Origin of the sequence: Streptomyces sp. ISL-100 (genome assembly GCF_018614615.1) — a bacterium.
In the GTDB taxonomy this organism is placed as follows: Bacteria; Actinomycetota; Actinomycetes; order Streptomycetales; family Streptomycetaceae; genus Streptomyces.
Window position 1 is genome coordinate 117,155 of record NZ_JAGGOK010000027.1, and the last position, 16,888, is coordinate 134,042.

The 16,888-nt window shown below is 69.9% G+C and carries 10 protein-coding genes and 1 pseudogene; 5 read left to right on the plus strand and 6 right to left on the minus strand.

Features of this window, described 5'->3' with window-relative positions; translation table 11 throughout:
- Window positions 1-72 precede the first annotated feature (72 nt).
- The gene (locus J7E89_RS12475; RefSeq protein ID WP_214972742.1) at window positions 73-2,478 is read left to right on the plus strand and encodes a penicillin acylase family protein; all 2,406 of its coding nucleotides are present in this window, start codon (window positions 73-75) and stop codon (window positions 2,476-2,478) included.
- 119 nt (window positions 2,479-2,597) lie between these two features.
- On the opposite strand, the gene J7E89_RS12480 is transcribed toward J7E89_RS12475, so the two are convergent.
- On the minus strand, window positions 2,598-4,154 hold the full coding sequence (locus J7E89_RS12480; RefSeq protein WP_214972744.1) for an acyl-CoA synthetase: 1,557 nt from the start codon (window positions 4,152-4,154) through the stop codon (window positions 2,598-2,600).
- Entirely contained in the window at window positions 4,151-5,263 is a 1,113-nt protein-coding gene (locus J7E89_RS12485; protein ID WP_214972746.1) for a nitronate monooxygenase family protein, read from the minus strand. Before J7E89_RS12485 ends, J7E89_RS12480 begins: the two co-directional genes overlap by 4 nt.
- A 212-nt stretch (window positions 5,264-5,475) precedes the next feature.
- Here J7E89_RS12485 and J7E89_RS12490 point away from each other — a divergent pair, with 212 nt between their 5' ends.
- Complete coding sequence (locus tag J7E89_RS12490) at window positions 5,476-7,215, plus strand: serine hydrolase (RefSeq protein ID WP_214972786.1); 1,740 nt, start codon at window positions 5,476-5,478, stop codon at window positions 7,213-7,215.
- A gap of 24 nt (window positions 7,216-7,239) precedes the next feature.
- On the opposite strand, the gene J7E89_RS12495 is transcribed toward J7E89_RS12490, so the two are convergent.
- The 4 genes from J7E89_RS12495 to J7E89_RS12510 are packed head-to-tail and all read right to left on the minus strand — an operon-like array spanning window position 7,240 to window position 13,559.
- Window positions 7,240-8,796 carry an NAD(P)/FAD-dependent oxidoreductase gene (locus J7E89_RS12495; protein WP_214972751.1) on the minus strand — a complete coding sequence of 519 codons (1,557 nt, stop codon included), beginning with the start codon at window positions 8,794-8,796 and terminating at the stop codon, window positions 7,240-7,242.
- 47 nt (window positions 8,797-8,843) lie between these two features.
- On the minus strand, window positions 8,844-11,090 hold the full coding sequence (locus tag J7E89_RS12500; RefSeq protein ID WP_214972752.1) for a serine/threonine-protein kinase: 2,247 nt from the start codon (window positions 11,088-11,090) through the stop codon (window positions 8,844-8,846).
- A complete protein-coding gene (locus J7E89_RS12505) occupies window positions 11,072-11,998 on the minus strand; it encodes an oxygenase MpaB family protein (RefSeq protein WP_214972753.1) in 927 nt (308 codons plus the stop codon). Before J7E89_RS12505 ends, J7E89_RS12500 begins: the two co-directional genes overlap by 19 nt.
- 43 nt (window positions 11,999-12,041) lie before the next feature.
- On the minus strand, window positions 12,042-13,559 hold the full coding sequence (locus J7E89_RS12510) for an alpha/beta hydrolase (RefSeq protein ID WP_214972754.1): 1,518 nt from the start codon (window positions 13,557-13,559) through the stop codon (window positions 12,042-12,044).
- 95 nt (window positions 13,560-13,654) lie between these two features.
- Between J7E89_RS12510 and J7E89_RS12515 the strand changes: the two genes are divergently transcribed.
- The 3 genes and pseudogenes from J7E89_RS12515 to J7E89_RS12525 all read left to right on the plus strand — a co-directional run.
- The gene (locus J7E89_RS12515) at window positions 13,655-14,602 is read left to right on the plus strand and encodes a MerR family transcriptional regulator (RefSeq protein ID WP_214972755.1); all 948 of its coding nucleotides are present in this window, start codon (window positions 13,655-13,657) and stop codon (window positions 14,600-14,602) included.
- Window positions 14,603-15,077: 475 nt separating this feature from the next.
- Complete coding sequence (locus tag J7E89_RS12520; RefSeq protein ID WP_214972756.1) at window positions 15,078-15,938, plus strand: TnsA-like heteromeric transposase endonuclease subunit; 861 nt, start codon at window positions 15,078-15,080, stop codon at window positions 15,936-15,938.
- Window positions 15,935-16,888 (plus strand): annotated as a pseudogene (locus tag J7E89_RS12525) (transposase); the annotation flags it as partial. The gene J7E89_RS12520 and the pseudogene J7E89_RS12525, both read left to right, overlap by 4 nt.

Here is a 16,888-nt window from a genome sequence, read left to right on the forward strand (position 1 = left end):
GACCAATCACTCTTCCAACCACTCTGCCCACACCGCCAACCGCCTTGCACCGCAGTCCCTTTGGGAGGCACGTTGCACCTCCGCACCCGCCTGAGACAGCTCGCACTCACCTCAATAGCCCTCGTCACGGCCGCGGCCGGGCTGCCGCCCGCCACCGCCGGAGCCAGCGATGCCGGTTCCCGTGACCGGCATCCCTCGTCCGGCAGACTCTCCGCCCACATCCGCTACACGGAACACGGCATTCCGCACATCGTGGCCAAGGACTACGCGAACCTCGGCTTCGGCACCGGCTGGGCCCAGGCCGCCGACCAGGTGTGCACGCTGGCCGACGGCTTCGTGACCGTGCGCGGCGAGCGATCGCGCCACTTCGGCCCGGACGCCGCGCCCGACGGCTCGCTGTCATCGGCCACCAAGAACCTTTCCAGCGACCTGTACTTCGCCGGGGTCCGGGACGCCGGCACGGTCGAGAAGCTGCTCGCCACGCCCGCCCCCGCCGGTCCCAGCCGGCAGATCAAGGAGTCGATGCGCGGCTGGGCCGCCGGGTACAACGCGTGGCTCAAGCAGAACCGCATCTCCGACCCTGCCTGCAAGGACGCCGACTGGGTACGCCCGGTGACGCCGTTGGACGTCGCCAGGCGCGGGTTCGCGGTCTCCGTCCTGGGCGGCCAGGGGCGCGGCATCGACGGCATCACCGCCGCCGCACCGCCGGGCGCCGCGCCCGTCGGCGCGGTCGATCCGGAGCGGGCGGCCGGTGCGGCGCGCGAGATGTTCGCGTCGGAGCACGCGAACAACGCAGACATGGGGTCCAACGCCGTGGCGTTCAGCGGGAAGACCACCGCCAACGGGCGCGGACTGCTGCTGGGCAATCCGCACTATCCCTGGAAGGGCGGGCGGCGCTTCTGGCAGTCGCAGCAGACCATCCCGGGTGAACTGAACGTCTCCGGCAGCTCGTTGCTCGGCACCACCGTGGTCAACATCGGCTTCAACGACAAGGTGGCCTGGAGTCACACGGTCGCGACGGGCGTCACGCTCAACCTCCACCAGCTGACACTGGATCCGGCCGACCCCACGGCGTATCTCGTGGACGGCAAGCCGGAGCGTATGACGAAGCGGACGGTGTCCGTGCCGGTCAAGGGCGGGGCCCCGGTCACGCGGACCCAGTGGTGGACCCGTTACGGGCCGGTCGTCACCGGGCTCGGCCCCTCCTTGCCACTGCCCTGGTCGGCGACGACGGCGTATGCCCTCAATGACCCGAACGCCGCCAACCTGCGGGGCTCCGACACCGCACTCGGTTTTGCAAAGTCCCGCTCCACGCGCGACATCCAGGAGACCCTGCGCCGCGTCCAGGGGCTGCCCTGGGTGAACACCGTCGCGGCGGATTCCGCCGGGCACTCGTTCTTCAGCCAGTCGCAGGTCCTGCCGAGGATCACCGACGAGCTGGCACAGCGCTGCTCGACGCCGCTCGGGAAGGTGACGTACCCGGCTTCAGGGGTCGCCGTACTGGACGGGTCGCGCACGGACTGCGCGCTCGGCTCGGACAAGGACGCGGTGCAGCCGGGGATCTTCGGCCCGTCGAAGATGCCGACGCTCAAGGACGCGCCGTACGCCGAGAATTCCAACGACAGCGCCTGGCTGACCAATGCGGACCGTCCGCTGACCGGTTACGAGCGGATCTTCGGCACCGTCGCGACTCCCCGCTCCATGCGTACGCGCGGCGCGGTCGAGGACGTCTCGGCCATGGCGGAGAAGGGCCGGCTGACGGTCGGCGATCTGCAGCGGCAGCAGTTCGCGAACCGGGCGCCCGCGGGTGACCTGGCGGCGGCCGATGCTGCGAAGGGATGCACGGCGCTCGCGGCGGACCGCCCGGATCTGAAGGACGCGTGCGAGGTGCTGGGGCGGTGGGACAGGACGGTGAACACGGACAGCAGGGGTGCGCTGCTCTTCGACCGGTTCTGGCGGAAGCTGGTGGGGTCCGTGCCGCCGACGGAGCTGTGGAAAGTGCCGTTCTCCGCGGCTGATCCGGTGCGTACGCCGAACACCCTCAACACGGCCGCACCCGGCTTCGAGACCGCCCTCACCGGCGCTGTGGCGGAGCTGAAGGCGGCGGGCATCGCGCTCGACGCGCCGCTGGGCAAGCACCAGTTCGTCGTACGGAACGGGAAGCGCGTCCCACTCCACGGCGGCACGGAGGCGCTCGGCATCTGGAACAAGATCGAGCCCGTGTGGAACGCGGCGGGCGGCGGCTACACGGACGTGACGACCGGATCCAGCCACATCCAGGCGGTGGGCTGGGACGGCGGCCGCTGTCCGGTGGCGCGCACGCTGCTTACCTACGCGCAGTCGTCGAACCCGGCGTCGCCGTACTACAGCGATCAGACCGAGCTGTACTCGGGCGAGCGCTGGGTGACGTCCCGGTTCTGCGAGAAGGACATCCTCAGGTCACCGGAGCTGCGGGTGGAGCGAGTGCGAGAGCGCTGACGGCACGACGTGGCACGGCGAGGGGCCCCCACCGCACCGGTGAGGGGCCCTCACCGGTGCGGTGGGGGCCCTTCGGCGCGTGGGGCGCTCGCGATCTTGCGGCGGCGGTCGGCGGGAGCTCAGACGGCCCGCTCGTGGCCCTCCCAGTACGGCTCGCGCAAGCGGCGCTTGTAGAGCTTGCCGTTGGGGTCGCGGGGCATGGTCTCGATGAAGTCGACGGTCCTGGGCCGTTTGAATGCGGCCAGCTGCTGCTCGCAGTGCGCGAGGATACCGGCGGCCAGCGCGTCGTCGGCCGCGTGCCCGTCGGCGGGTTCGACGACAGCCTTGACCTCCTCGCCCCAGTCCGCGTGCGGGATGCCGAAGGCGGCGGCGTCCGCGACGGCGGGGTGGCTCAGAAGGGCCGCCTCGATCTCGGCGGGGTAGATGTTGACGCCGCCCGAGATGATCATGTCGATCTTGCGGTCGCGGAGGAAGAGATAGCCGTCCTCGTCGAGTATCCCGAGGTCTCCGACGGTGAAGAAGTCGCCGATGCGGTTCTTCTTCGTCTTGCCCTCGTCCTTGTGGTAGCTGAAGCCGCCGGTGCTCATCTTCATGTAGACGGTGCCCAGTTCACCGGGCGGCAGACGGTTTCCTTCGTCGTCGAAGACTGCCAGCTCGCTGATGGGCCAGGCTTTGCCGACGGTCCCGGGCTTTTTCAGCCAGTCCTGCGCGGTGGCGAAGGCGCCGCCGCCCTCGCTGGCCGCGTAGTACTCCTCCACGCAGTGGCCCCACCAGTCGATCATTGCCCGCTTGACGTGGTGGGGGCAGGGCGCCGCGCCGTGGATGGCGTGACGCATCGAGGAGACGTCGTACGACGCGCGTACGTCCTCGGGCAGGGCGAGCAGCCGGTGGAACTGGGTCGGGACCATGTGGGTGTGCGTGCACGCGTACCGGTCGATGAGGCGCAGCATTTCCTCGGGCGTCCACTTGTCCATGAGGACGAGGGGGTGGCCGATGTGCAGGGCCGCGCCCGCGAACTGGAGTACGGCGGTGTGGTAGAGCGGCGAGCAGACGAGGTGGACGTTGTCGTCGAAGGGGCGGATGCCGAAGATGGCGAGGAAGCCGCCGAGGTAGGACTCCTCGGGGAGCTTGCCGGAGAGCGGGCGGCGGATGCCGCGCGGGCGTCCCGTGGTGCCCGAGGTGTAGTTCATGACCCAGCCGAGAGTGCGGTCGGCGGGCTCGTACGAAGGCTGTCCTACTAGGAGTTCGGCGTACGGGCGGAACCCGGGCACGTCGCCGACGGCGTAGCGGCCGTTCACGGGAAGCTTCGCTTCGTCGGCGGCGGCGGTGGCCGCTCCCGCGAAGCGTTCGTGCGCGATGAGGACCTTCGCACCGGAGTCGGCGACGATCCAGGCGATCTCCGGACCGACGAGGTGGTGATTGACGGGGACCAGGTAGAAGCCGGCTTGGGAAGCTGCCAGATAGGCGGTGAAGAACTCGACACCGTTGGGCAGGACGACAGCGAAGGCGTCGCCCTGCCGCATGCCGGCGGCGCGCAGTCCGTGGACGAGTTGGTTGACGGCGGCGTGCAGCCGTCCGGCGGTCCATTCCTCGCCGTCGGGGGCGGTGAGGACCGTACGCCCGGGATCGGCGGTCGCCTGGGCCCAGAAGCCGTTGGGCGGCTGAGTCACGCTCATGACCGGCTGCTCCTTCCGGCGATGCGGTTGATGCGGTCCACGGCGCGTTCGAAACCGCGGGTGAGGTCGTCGACGACGGCCTGGACGCTGCGTTCGGATGTCATACGGCCGACGATCTGGCCGACAGGTGTGCCGAGGAGCGGGCCGACTTCGTACTTCTGAATACGGGAAACAGCCTCGGCGACGAGGAGTCCCTGGAGCGGCATGGGGAGCGTCCCCGGTCCGTTCGGGTCGTCCCAGGCGTCGGTCCATTCGGTGCGCAGCTGGCGGGCGGGCTTCCCGGTCAGGGCGCGGGAGCGGACAGTGTCGCCGGAGCCCGCTGCGAGGAGTTTGGCAGTGAGGGCGCGCGAGTGGAGGTCGGCCTCCTCGGTGGTGAGCCAGAGCGACCCGAGCCAGGCGCCCTGGGCGCCGAGCGCGAGGCCGGCGGCTATCTGTTCGCCGCTTCCGATACCTCCGGCCGCGAGTACGGGCAGGGGGTGGACGGCGTCGACCACTTCGGGGACGAGGACCATTGAGGCGATCTCGCCCGTATGGCCACCCGCTTCGTACCCCTGCGCGACGACGATGTCGATGCCCGCTTCGGCGTGGCGCCTGGCGTGCTTGGCGCTGCCTGCGAGTGCGGCGACGAGGACGTTGTGGTCGTGGGCGCGGGCGATGACGTCGGCGGGCGGGGAACCGAGGGCGTTGGCGAGCAGCTTGATGGGGTAGTCGAAGGCGACGTCGAGCTGGTTGCGGGCGACCTCCTCCATCCAGCCGGTGATACGCCAGCCCGAGGCCTCGCCCGGGGCGAGCCCTGGCACACCGTGTTTGGCGAGGGTCTCCTCGACGAACCGGCGGTGCCCTTCGGGGATCATCGCCTCCACATCGGCCTCGGTCACTCCTTCCACCTTTTTCGCGGGCATGACGACGTCGAGGCCGTACGGCTTCCCGTCGGTGTGTTCCGCCATCCAGTCGAGGTCGCGCGCGAGTTCGTCCGGCGCGGTGTAGCGGACCGCGCCGAGCACACCGAATCCGCCCGCCCGGGTAATGGCGGCGGCCACCGCCGGGAAGGGGGTGAAGCCGAAGATGGCGTGCTCGACACCCAGTTTCTTGCTCAGCTCCGTCTCCATGAGCGGCAGGATGCCGCAGCGGGCCGGACGAGGGAAGAGATTTTCTGATACAGCGTCAGATTCCTCCCGCCCTTCGCGGCGGCTGACCGGTTGACAGCACTCTCCGCCTGCAAGAAAGTTTCATTTGCTGAACGTTTGGCGGAAGTTACTTTCACAAGGGGTGGCTCGTGACCGACGGAGGAATCAGCCGGCGCAGGCTGGGTGGCGGCATCATGGCGCTGAGCGGCGCCCTGGTGCTCGCGCCGTTGGCGGCGGGCCCGGCGGGCGCGGCAGACCACGCCAAGGACGCTGACGCCGGACGGCCGACGCTGCGGCGCGGTTCACCCGAACGCGCCGGACTGCTCCCGGGGCACCTCAAGCAGCTCGTCACCGACGCGGAGCGTTACCTCGGCCCCTCCCCCAAGCACCCCTGGTACGCGGGTGCGGTCCTGCTCGCCGGGCGGGGCGACACGGTAGCGCTGCATCAGGCCATCGGTTCGGCGGTGCGCTATTCGGCGTACGACGAGAAGACCGACACGGCGGTGGGGTTCCCGGCGGACCAGCGGATCGCGATGGCCGAGGACACGGTCTTCGACCTGGCGTCTGTCTCGAAGCTCTTCACGTCCATGCTCGCCGTGCAGCAGATCGAGCGCGGCACGCTGGAACTGGAGGAGAAGGTCGCCTCGTACCTTCCGGAGTTCGGGGGCGCGGGCAAGCAGGACATGACGGTGCGCCAGCTGCTCACGCACACCTCCGGTTTCCGCGCCTGGATTCCGCTCTACAAGGAGCCGACGCGGGAGGGAAAACTGCGGCTCCTGTGGAACGAGGCGCCGGCCAGTAAGCCCGGCACCAAGTACCTCTACTCGGACCTCAACCTGATCTCGCTCCAGCTCGTCCTCGAAGAGATCACCGGTCGCACTCTGGATGTCCTGCTCCACGACGAGATCACTGCTCCACTCGGATTGCACCGCACTCGCTTCAACCCGCCCGCCTCCTGGAAACCGAAGACCGCCGCCACCGAGGACGCCAGACTGCCCTGGTCCGGTCTCGACCGCGGTCTGGTGTGGGGTGAGGTGCACGACGAGAACGCGTACAGTTTTGGCGGCGTCGCCGGCCACGCTGGCGTCTTCTCCACCGCCTGGGACCTCGCGGTCCTCGGCCGTACGCTGCTCAACGGCGGCGCGTACGGACGGGCGCGCATCCTGCGCCCCGAGTCGGTGGAGCTGATGTTCACCGACTTCAACACCGCCTTCCCCGGCGACGAGCACGGCCTGGGCTTCGAGCTCTACCAGCACTGGTACATGGGCGCGATGGCCACCCCGAAGACCGCGGGCCACACCGGCTTCACCGGCACCAGCCTGGTCCTCGACCCGTCGACCGACTCCTTCCTCGTCGTCCTCGGCAACTCGGTCCACCCGGTGCGCACCTGGCGCTCCGGAAGCGCCCCGCGCGTGGCCGCCGCAAACAACATGGCCCGCGCGGTCGCGGTACGCCCGGTCCACGGACGTACCGCCTGGTTCTCCGGAATGGCATCGGCCACCACGGCCACGCTCACGCTGCCCGCCGTCACCCCCGTGTCGGACCGCCCCCGGCTGCGCTGCTCGCTGTGGTGGGACACCGAGCCCGGCTCCGACCGCCTCTTCCTCGAAGCCTCGGCGGACGGCGGGACAACGTGGCAGGCCGTGCCGTTCACGACCGTACGCAAGGGGCATGAGCCGCAGTCCCACCCGGCGGGCGCGGTCACCGGCTGGTCGCAGCGCCTCTGGCACCGGCTGAACGCGGACCTCGCGGCCTGGAGCGGCCAGGAGGTGCGTCTGCGCTGGCGGTACCGGACCGACACGCTGTACGTCGGGCGAGGCGCGTACGTCGACGGGCTGCGGGTCGACGACGGCCGACGCACGCTCTTCGACGAGGCCAGGCCCGCGGACGCCACCCGCATCGAGGCGACGGGCTGGACAGCGTCCGAGGACTGACGGTGAAGGGCGCTCAAGGGGCTTTCAGCGCCCGAGTACCGCCATCGCCGCGTTGTGGCCGGGGATGCCGCTGACTCCCCCGCCGCGGACGGCGCCCGCGCCGCACAGCAGGACGTTCGCGTGCGCTGTCTCGACGCCCCACCGCCCCGTTGCGGCGGACTCGTCGGCGTACGGGAACGACAGTGCGCGGTGGAAGATGTTCCCGCCCGGCAGCCGTAGTTCGCTTTCGAGGTCGAGCGGGGTCTTCGCCTCGATGCAGGGGCGGCCGTTCTCGTCGAGCGCGAGGCAGTCGGTGATCGGCTCTTCGAGGTACGTGTCGAGCTGGGCGAGAGTGGCCGCGAGGAGTTCGGCGCGGGCCGCTTCGTTGTCGTGGGCGAAGAGGCGTGCCGGAGTGTGCAGACCGAAGAGTGTCAGTGTCTGGTAACCCTGTGCGGCGAGATCCGGGCCGAGAATCGACGGGTCGGTCAGGGAGTGGCAGTAGATTTCGGACGGCGGCGCGCTCGGCAGCCGCCCGGACGCCGCTTCCCCGTACGCGGCCGCCAATTGACCGTACCCTTCCGCGACATGGAACGTTCCCGCGAACGCTTCGTTCGGTTCCACGGAACGGTCACGCAGACGCGGGAGTCTGCGCAGCAGCATGTTGACTTTGAGCTGCGCCCCTTCGGCGCAGGCGGAGGCGGAAGGCTCTTCCCCGAGGAGGGTCGCGAGAGCGTGGGGTGAAGCGTTCACGAGAACGTCGCGGGCAGCGACGGTGGCCTCACCCGTGTCGCTCCGGAAGGTCACCTCGGCGCGGCTGCCATCGGTGTCGATACGGGTCGCCTCATGGCCGGTGACGATCTCGGCGCCGGCTGCCAGGGCGGCGTTCGAGAGCGCGTCGGTGAGCGCTCCCATGCCGCCCACGGGCACGTCCCAGTCACCCGTACCGCCGCCGATCACGTGGTAGAGGAAACAGCGGTTCTGGTGCAGCGCGGGGTCGTGGGCGTCGGCGAAGGTGCCGATAAGGGCGTCGGTGAGCACAACGCCGCGTACGAGATCGTCGGCGAAGTGTTCCTCGATGGCGACACCGAGTGGCTCCTCGAAGAGCATCCGCCAGGCTGCTTCGTCGTCGATACGGGCGCGCAGGGCGTCCCGGGTGGGCAGCGGCTCCGTGAGGGTCGGGAAGACGCGCTCCGCGACGCGGCGCATGACGGCGTAGAAGGACTGCCAGGACTTGAACTCCGTGTCACCGCCCGTGAGCCGCGCGAACGATTCCCGGGTCCTTTCCGTGCCGCCGCCGACCAGCAGGCCGCCACGCCCGCTCGGCGTGTACGACGAGACGGTGCGCTTGCGTACGGCGAAGTCCAGCCGGAGATCGCGGACGATCTGCTGAGGCAGCAGTGACACCAGGTACGAGTAACGGGAGAGCCGGGCGTCGACACCGGCGAACGGACGGGTGGACACCGCCGCACCCCCGGTGCGGTCCAGGCGTTCCAGCACGAGCACGGAGCGCCCCGCGCGGGCCAGATAGGCGGCGGCGACCAGGCCGTTGTGGCCACCGCCCACGATCACGGCGTCATAGCTGTCCTGTACCTGTACGGGCATGGCGTGCGCACTCCTGTCTGTCGCGTACCTCTGTGCCTACCCCGGACTCAGTGGCCCTGCGCGCCGCGCTGCTGGCGCAGAGCGGCCACCCGCCGGTAGAGCTCTACGGCCTCCGCGCCGCGCCCGAGCTGCTCCAGGCAGTGCGCCTCGTCGTTGCGGCTGGCGAGGGCGTCGGGGTGGTCGGCGCCCAGGACGCGTTCGCGGGCCTCGGCGACCTGCCGGTATACGGTGAGGGCGTCGGCCCAGCGGCCCAGCCAGCCGAGGCCGACGGCGACTTCCCGGCGGCTGACGAGCGTATCGGGGTGGTCGGGGCCCAGGACGCGTTCGCGGATCGCGCATACGTCGCGGGCCTCGGCCAGTGCCTCCTCCCAGCGGGCGAGGCGGCCGAGGTTGACGCCGAGGCCGTGCCTGGCGCGCAGCGTCTCGGGATCGGCGGGGCCCTGCACCCGGGTGCGGTCGTCGACCAGTGCCCGGTAGAGCTCCAGGGCCTCCGCACTGCGGCCCAGCCGGCCCAGGCTGATGCCGACCTCGTAGCGGGCGGCCAGGGTATCGGGGTGATCGGGTCCGAGCGCCTGCGCGCGGGCCTGGGCGACCTCCCGGTACGTCTGGAGTGCCTCCGCCCAGCGCCCCAGCTGGCCGAGTGCGTACGCGACTTCGTACCGCGTGACGAGCGTGTCCGGGTGCGTCGCGCCGAGCACCCGGGCGCGGGCCGTCGCGACTTCGTGCGCCATACGGTACGAGTCCTCCAGGCGCCCGAGCCTGCTCAGGTTGAACGCCAGATTGTGCCGGCAGCGCAGCGTGTCGGGATGCTCGGCTCCTATGGTGCGTTCCCGGGAGGCGAGGACGGCGGCGTACACCTGGTGCGCCTCGAAATGCCGGCCGAGCTGCCCGAGGACGTACGCCGTCTCCTGCCGGGCGGCGAGGGTCTCGGGGTGGTCGGGGCCCATGGTGCGCTCACGCCCCTCCGCCACGGCGCCGAACTCGCGCAGGGCGTCGGCGGCGCGCCCGGTCCTGCTGAGCGTGAAGCCGACCTCGTAGCGGCTGGCGAGGGTGTCGGGGTGGTCGGGGCCCAGGGCGTGTTCGCGCTCGGCGGCGACCGCGCGGTGCACTTCGCCCGCCTCGTTCCAGCGGCCGAGGCGGCCGAGACTGAGTCCCGCGTTGTGCCTGCTGTTGAGTACGGCCAGCACCTCGGGCGGGGGTGTGGGCCGCTCGGGCTTGAGGGCGGCCGGGACGGCGGCAGCGCGTCGTAGGTCGACGCCGGTGGTCCACTCCCCCGTCAGCCCCGCGGAGTGGTCGGGCGGGGTGTGCGGGAGGGACCACGTACCGCTCGCCTTGTGTCCGGTGGTCATGCCGCGCGTCCAGGAGGGCAGGCGCGGGGCGCGTGACGGCGGCTGTTCGGGGCGCCCGGCCGGCGGGCGCAGCGCGGGTACGCCGACGGGCCCCGACGTGCGGGCCGCGGTCAGGCGGTGCGCCAGGGCCTTGGCGTCGGAAGGCCGTTCCTCGGGGGTTTTCGCGAGCAGGTCGAGGACGATGCGGTCGAAGAACCCGGGAAGCTCCGGGCGGTGCGTACGCGGCGGCTCCGGCTGCGTGTCGCGGTGCCCGACGAGGACCGCCCAGGCGTCGTCGAGGTCGAACGGGGGAACACCGGTCGCGATCTCGTACAGCACACAGCCCAGCGAGTAGAGGTCACTGCGGTGGTCGACCTCGACGCCGCTGATCTGCTCGGGCGACATGTAGTGCGGGGTGCCCATGGCTATGCCGGTGCCGGTGAGCCGGGAGGTGAAGCCGATGTCGTGGCCGAGGCGTGCGATGCCGAAGTCGCAGATCTTCACCGTGCCGTCGGTGAGCCGCATGATGTTGGCGGGCTTCAGGTCCCGGTGGACGATGCCCTGCTCGTGCGTGTAGGAGAGGGCCCAGGCGACCTGCTCGGCGATGTCGACGACATCGGTGACGTCCAGCGGGTGCGCTTTGTTGTCCTCCAGGAGCTGGCTGAGGTTGCGGCCGTCGAGCAGTTCCATGACCAGGTAGAGGACGCCGTCGTGCTCGCCGAAGTCATGGACGACGGTGACGCCCCGGTGCTGCAGAGCGGCCGCGACGCGCGCCTCCCTGCGGAAGCGTTCACGCAGCACCCTGGTGAAGGACTGGTCGTGCTGGGGCCCCACCGGCTTGAGGCACTTCACGGCGACCTTGCGCCCCAGCGACTCGTCGTGGGCACGCCACACCTCGCCCATGCCCCCGCGCCCGATCAGATCGAGCAGCCGGTACCGGCCTTGGATCAGCCTGGTGTCCGCCATCTCGTGCTGTCGCCCCCGTCACTCCGCTGCGCCCTCCCCGGCCCGTCCAGTATGGCCGCCTGTCTGCGGAGTTTGTACGGTGCGGGGCGCGCGTCGGGGCCGAGTCGTGCCATTGCCTTCAGAATGTGACCGGGCGGCAGTTGCCACCGCACACGCGAGGGGATGCAGCGCAGGGCCGTTCCGGTCAGGGCGAGCCTGCGGGTCACCGTGTCCGGCGCTGGGGCGGGGCGGCCGTACAGCTCATGGGCGTAAGGAGGCAGTGAGGCGTACGCGAGGGCGGCCGCGCGCCGCCACAGCAGTGCGCGCGCCGGTACGAGCAGCGGATGCACCGGGGGTTTGCGGAGGAAATCGTCGACTTCGCGGGCTTCGGGCCCGGCGACGAGTTCCGGCCGGACCTTCTCGAAGTAGGCGGCGAGTCCGGAGGTCGACGCCGGGACGTGTGCCGGGTCGAGACCGACCAGGCGGGCGCCCTCGCGCTGTTCGTCGAGGTACTGGTCGGCCTGGGCCTCGCTGAGCCGGATGCCCGAGCGGCGCGCGACCTCCAGGTACGAGCCCACCTCGGCGCAGTGCACCCACAGCAGCAGCTCCGGCTCACCGACGCCGTAGCGCTCACCGGTGGCCGGGTCGGTGGCCCGCAGCATGCTGTGTATCTTGCGGACGCGGGCGCCGGCCCGTTCGGCTGCTTCCGTGGTGCCGTACGTGATGGTCCCGACGAAGGAGGCGGTGCGCATCAGCCGGCCCCAGGTGTCTTTCCGGAAGTCGCTGTTCTGGAGAACGCCGCGTACCGCGCGCGGGTGCAGTGCCTGGAGGTAGAGGGCGCGTACGCCCGCGACCCACATGATCGGGTCGCTGTGTATCTGCCAGGTGACCGATTCGGGCCCGAAGAGGCCGGGGTCGGCGTCACGCATGTCTCCACCTCCTCCCCGCCTCTGCCGGGCCGGTACGGCCAGGCTAACGCCGGGCGGACGGTGTGTGGCCCAGCACAGACCGCACAGCGCGGTCCACGGCGTCCCGTGCCTGCTCGGTGTGGTCGATCGTCTCGAACCCGTGGTGGCCGAGCGGCACGTCGATCACCTCGACATTGGCTTCGCAGTTCTCGGCGGCGCTCAGGAATTCCTCGACCGTCGCCTCGATCGCCGCGTGTTCCAGCTCCACCCGGGTCAACACGATCGGCAGTTGCCCCGCCGACCTCACCGTGGCCGCAGGGCGGAATCGGGAATCCACAACCCCCCAGCCCGGAAGCGGCGCGAGCACGGGATAGGTCAGCGCCACACACCGCAACCACGGCGGGGGCGCCGCGAGCAGGTCCGCCGACAACAGCCCGCCGGCGGAGAAGTACCACAGCGCGACGCGTTCTCCGTCGACGCGCGGATCGGCTCGTACGAGCTCGACCGCCGCGGCGACGTCCTCGGCGGCCCGCCCATAGTCAGCGAGGTCGTGCAGGCGGTGATCCACCGTCACACCGACCATTCCCAGACTCGCCACGTATTGGGCATAGCCGACGTAGGAAGGCCAGTCTCGCGGCGTGGGCCGCAGGTCGGGGGAGACCGGGCCGCCATGGACGAACACCACCGCCGGACGAGGGTCGTCGGCGCCCGGCAGATGGAAATCGACCCGCCCCACCCGCTCACAGGGGTGCTCCGGTACCTCCATGAGGAATGGCCGCAGATGTGCGGGTTGCTCGCCGGCGGCCGCGGCCACCCGGTGCCCTTCTCCCCCGGCGGCTCGCAGCAGCACCTCGGCCAACTCGTCAGGGGCGGAGAGCATGGGCCAGTGGCCGGTGTCCAGTTCGAAGAATCCCACTCGGGGGTCGACGAGCGCCTGGTACTGCGGTGGCCCTGATGACACCAGGAGTTCGACCATGGCGATGCTCGCCCCGTTGGCGGTGCACAGGACCCCGGTCGTCGGTAGGTCGGAGGCCGCACCGGAAAGTCGGAGCGGCTGGGTGAGCGTGCCCGACGGCTGTGGTGCGGCGAGGCGGTCCAGTCGTGCCAACGCGTCCGCGGGGATGCCGGCGGTGCTGCCCCAGCGCTGCCACTCGTCCCGTGGTGGCGGGGGAATCCGCCAGTCGTCGTCCGACTGCCCGGTTCGGTGCGACAGCTGGTCGCGGACTGCCTGGTCGGGCACCAGCGCAAGGGCCGAGTCACCGTCCTGCGGCATGCCCGCGTCCAGGTAGACAATCCGCGCGATCCGCTCCGGGCGCCGCTCGGCGGCGCCCAGCACGGGGTGGATACCGTAGTCGTGGCCGACGAGCACCACATCCGGCGCGTCGACCTCGTCGATCAGCTGGACCAGATCCTCGATGTGTGTCTCCAAGTCCGTCTGCGGCCCGGCGAGATGCCGACGGTTCCCCATGCCGGTGAGTGTCGCCGGGTACACCTCGGATCCTGACTCCCTGAGCCGGGCGGTCACTTCCCGCCACACCCAGCCCCCGGTGAAGGGCCCCGACACCAACACGAACGCCGTCATGATCGCCTCCTCGTATGCCACGGTCCGCGGCCGGCCTCAGGGGCCGCCCGCGCTCACCGGTACGGTAGGAACTCCCCCTGAGGGAGGTTCAAGTCGTGTCCCCTGACGGCACGTGGAGTATCGGAGAGCTCGCCGAGCACGCGGGTGTCACCGTCAAGACCGTTCGCTTCTATTCCGAGCGCGGCCTGCTGCCCGAGACCGCTCGCAGCGCCGGAGGCCACCGGCGGTACGGGCCCGAGTCGCTCGACCGGCTCCGGCTGATCCGCTCCCTGCGCACCCTCGACCTGGCGGTGAGCCGGGTCCTGGACCGAGACGACGCGCTGGAGGAGGTCATCGCGGGGCAGCTGCGGGAGCTCGGATCCCAACTGACCTCCCTGCGCTGGCAGGAGGCCGCCCTCCAGCTGCTCCGCGACTGCACCGCGGAAGAACGCGCCGAACGGCTGCGGCTGATCGGAGCCGTCGCCACCCCGCCCAGCACTGCCGCCCTGGCGCGCTTCTGGCGCCGCACGCTACCCGTACGTCTTCCTGCCCGGCTGGTCTCCATGGTCCTCGACGCGGCTGTTCCGCAGCCCCCCGCGGATCCGACCCCGGCCCAGGTACTGGCCTTCGCCCGACTGCACGCCCTCGTCTCCGACCCCCGCCTCGGCACCGACGACTACCGACCGGCGCCTCTCCCGCCCGCCGGGGAATACCGCCCCACCGTGCTCTACGACGGCCTCAGCGAGGCTTATGCGCTGGCCTCGGCAGACCTGCGGGCCCGGCGGCCACCGGGCGCAGGGGAGGCACTCGACTGCTTCGTCTCCGCCTACGCCCGCTCACGCGGTACACGGGACACCCCCGCGTTCCGCGACCACCTCACCGACCAGGTCGCCCGGAGCGCCGACCCGGTGATCGGCCGCTACTGGCAACTCACCGCCGAACTCTCCGCCCCGCCGTCCGGCCCGGCGGAACCTACCGCCGGCGCTGCCCACTTCTGGCTCTGCGCCGCCCTGAAAACCCAAATCGGCCGTCCAGCCGCTGCCCCGGACGCCCTCACCCCATAGTCGCGCCAAGTCATTCGTCACAGCCGGTGTGACCAGGATTCCTAATTGGCACTAGTCAACCTTCTTGACCTGCGGTTATGCCAACAACCATCAGCACCACTCCCTACAGAATAGGAAGAATAGTTGGCACCCTGGTACAGCTGACGGGGGCAGCGTGAGTGGACGCCTCTGGATGGCCCAGAGCACGCCCCGTGCGCGATCCGCTCGTGGCAGTTCAGGAGTGCGAGATACACGGTCAGAGAGTCAGCGACTGGCGCACGACGCCTTGGCCCAGTCCAGGGCTCTCGTTCACCGGAACGCCGAGAACGGCACCTTGCTCACACACTGAAGCTCATGGACATCACTCATACGTGTGACTCCCGCAAGAGTGGCCGACGCGGATATGACTCTTCGCCCTAACGTCGAAGCGCCCTTGTCATTCCGATATTGAGGCAGAGACGAAAGCGACGGATAGATGAACTCAAAACATTCCAGGTTGAGTTCGCCCGACGCGTCGATGTCGGAATCCGGTGCTGCTGCGTGGTCCGATGCGTGCCGACTCCAAGACCTTGCCTGCCTGTACACCGGCTATGCCGACTATGCCCAGCACTTGGACCTGGGCGAGAAGTGGCCTGTGCGCTGGAGCACGACGTGGAAGTTCGGCAGGACGCCGACGTCCAATCCGGTACGCGACCTGGCTGACGTGGACATCCTGCGGAGTGTGCCCGTGCGCCGGTTCACGTGGCGGACAGGTCAGCATCACCGGCCCGGCCTGGAGTACCTGGTGACGACGGACCGGCACCACGGCTTCGAGAGCTACGAGGAGGAGTGCCTGCTGCTGGTCTCTGACTTCGCGGCGGGGCTTGCGGAGGCGTTGTCGCAGCCGTTCAGGCTGCGCTTCTACGCTGGGGGCCGTGAGGTGAACCACACCCCGGACTTCTTGCTGATGACGGAGTCTGGGCCATTCCTCGTAGATGTGCGGCCCGCTGATCGGATTCGTTCCGAAGATGCGCTGAAGTTTGCGGCAACCTCTGAGATCGCACTGGCTACCGGCTGGCGCTATGGCGTGGTGACAGGGTGGCACCGACACGTCCTGGAGACAGTAGACGCGCTGTCTGCGGAGCGGCGTTCCCTAACTGATCCTCTCGGGATCCACAGGCAGCTGCATGCTGCTCTTGAGTATGGCCCCTTGCCGTACGGCGACTTGGTGGACCGATGTGTTCTGCCGGCAGTGGCGAGGGCGCATGTGCTGCATCTGCTGTGGCACCGCCATCTGGGTGTGGACCTGTCGGTTCCGTTCGGGGATGAGTGCCTGATCCGGCTGGCTCCATCGGGGCACTCCTCGGAGGAGTGGTGACAACGGCGGAGGTGTGGGATCTGGCACCCGGGGTGGAGCTGATGGTCGGCGGCACGGAGTGGCGCATCGAATCGTGCCTGCCGCACCTGGGCCGGGTGACCCTCATCAGTGATGAGGGGGCAGCTTGGAAGGTATCGCTGAGCGAGCTGATGCACCGGCCGGACTGCCGTCCGTCTTCTCGAACCCGGAAGGATCTGCCAGCCGCGAGCAGGGGTCGCCAACCGAAGGGTATGGAGGACCTTGAGCCGCGCGAACGCGAGCATGTCATGCGCCGGCTGGACCATATCCGGGAGGTGGAGTCCGGTTACCGAAGCGGTGATGCACTGGCCGCTTTGTCCCATGAACCGCGCCCGCAGTACGACCCAGATTCCACGACACTCACCCAGCGCCGCCGGGCGAAGGCCGCGGAACTACGCCGGGCCGCGGACGACGATTTCGAGCGGGCGAAGGCGTTGGCCTTGCATCAGGTCAGTTTCCGCACATTGGTGCGCTGGGACCTGCAGCGGCGCCGTTTCGGCCCCGTGGGTCTGGCGGACGACCGGTGGTTGCGCGAGGCGACAGGGCACCGGATCTCCGCGGAGGTGCGAGAGGCCATTTTCGCGGTACGACCTGAGACACTGCACCGCTCGAAGATCGGTGCGAAGGCCCGTGAACGTCTGATCCACCAGTACGTGCGGGAGGTATTCGGTCCTGAGGTCGAGATTCCTGGCTATGACACGCTGCGGACGGTGTGGAGGGAGTGGTTCGGCTCACAGGGAGCACGCCAGAGGTCGGCACGCTCCGCCGCCAACGTGAAGAAGCACGCGACCGGCAGGCATGTCGTGGTACACCGGCCCGGGCAGGTGGTGGCGCTGGACACCACGGTGCTGCCGGTGAAGGTGCTCGATAGTGTCTTCGGCGACCCGGTATCGGTTCATCTGACGCTGGCCCTAGGCCGTGTTTTAGAACGT

Excerpts from the sequence above, each read along its gene's own strand:
- J7E89_RS12480 (WP_214972744.1), bottom strand. The coding sequence starts at position 4,154 with ATGAGCGTGACTCAGCCGCCCAACGGCTTCTGGGCCCAGGCGACCGCC.
- J7E89_RS12485 (WP_214972746.1), bottom strand. The coding sequence starts at position 5,263 with ATGGAGACGGAGCTGAGCAAGAAACTGGGTGTCGAGCACGCCATCTTC.
- J7E89_RS12490 (WP_214972786.1), top strand. The coding sequence starts at position 5,476 with ATGGCGCTGAGCGGCGCCCTGGTGCTCGCGCCGTTGGCGGCGGGCCCG.
- J7E89_RS12495 (WP_214972751.1), bottom strand. The coding sequence starts at position 8,796 with ATGCCCGTACAGGTACAGGACAGCTATGACGCCGTGATCGTGGGCGGT.
- J7E89_RS12500 (WP_214972752.1), bottom strand. The coding sequence starts at position 11,090 with ATGGCGGACACCAGGCTGATCCAAGGCCGGTACCGGCTGCTCGATCTG.
- J7E89_RS12505 (WP_214972753.1), bottom strand. The coding sequence starts at position 11,998 with ATGCGTGACGCCGACCCCGGCCTCTTCGGGCCCGAATCGGTCACCTGG.
- J7E89_RS12510 (WP_214972754.1), bottom strand. The coding sequence starts at position 13,559 with ATGACGGCGTTCGTGTTGGTGTCGGGGCCCTTCACCGGGGGCTGGGTG.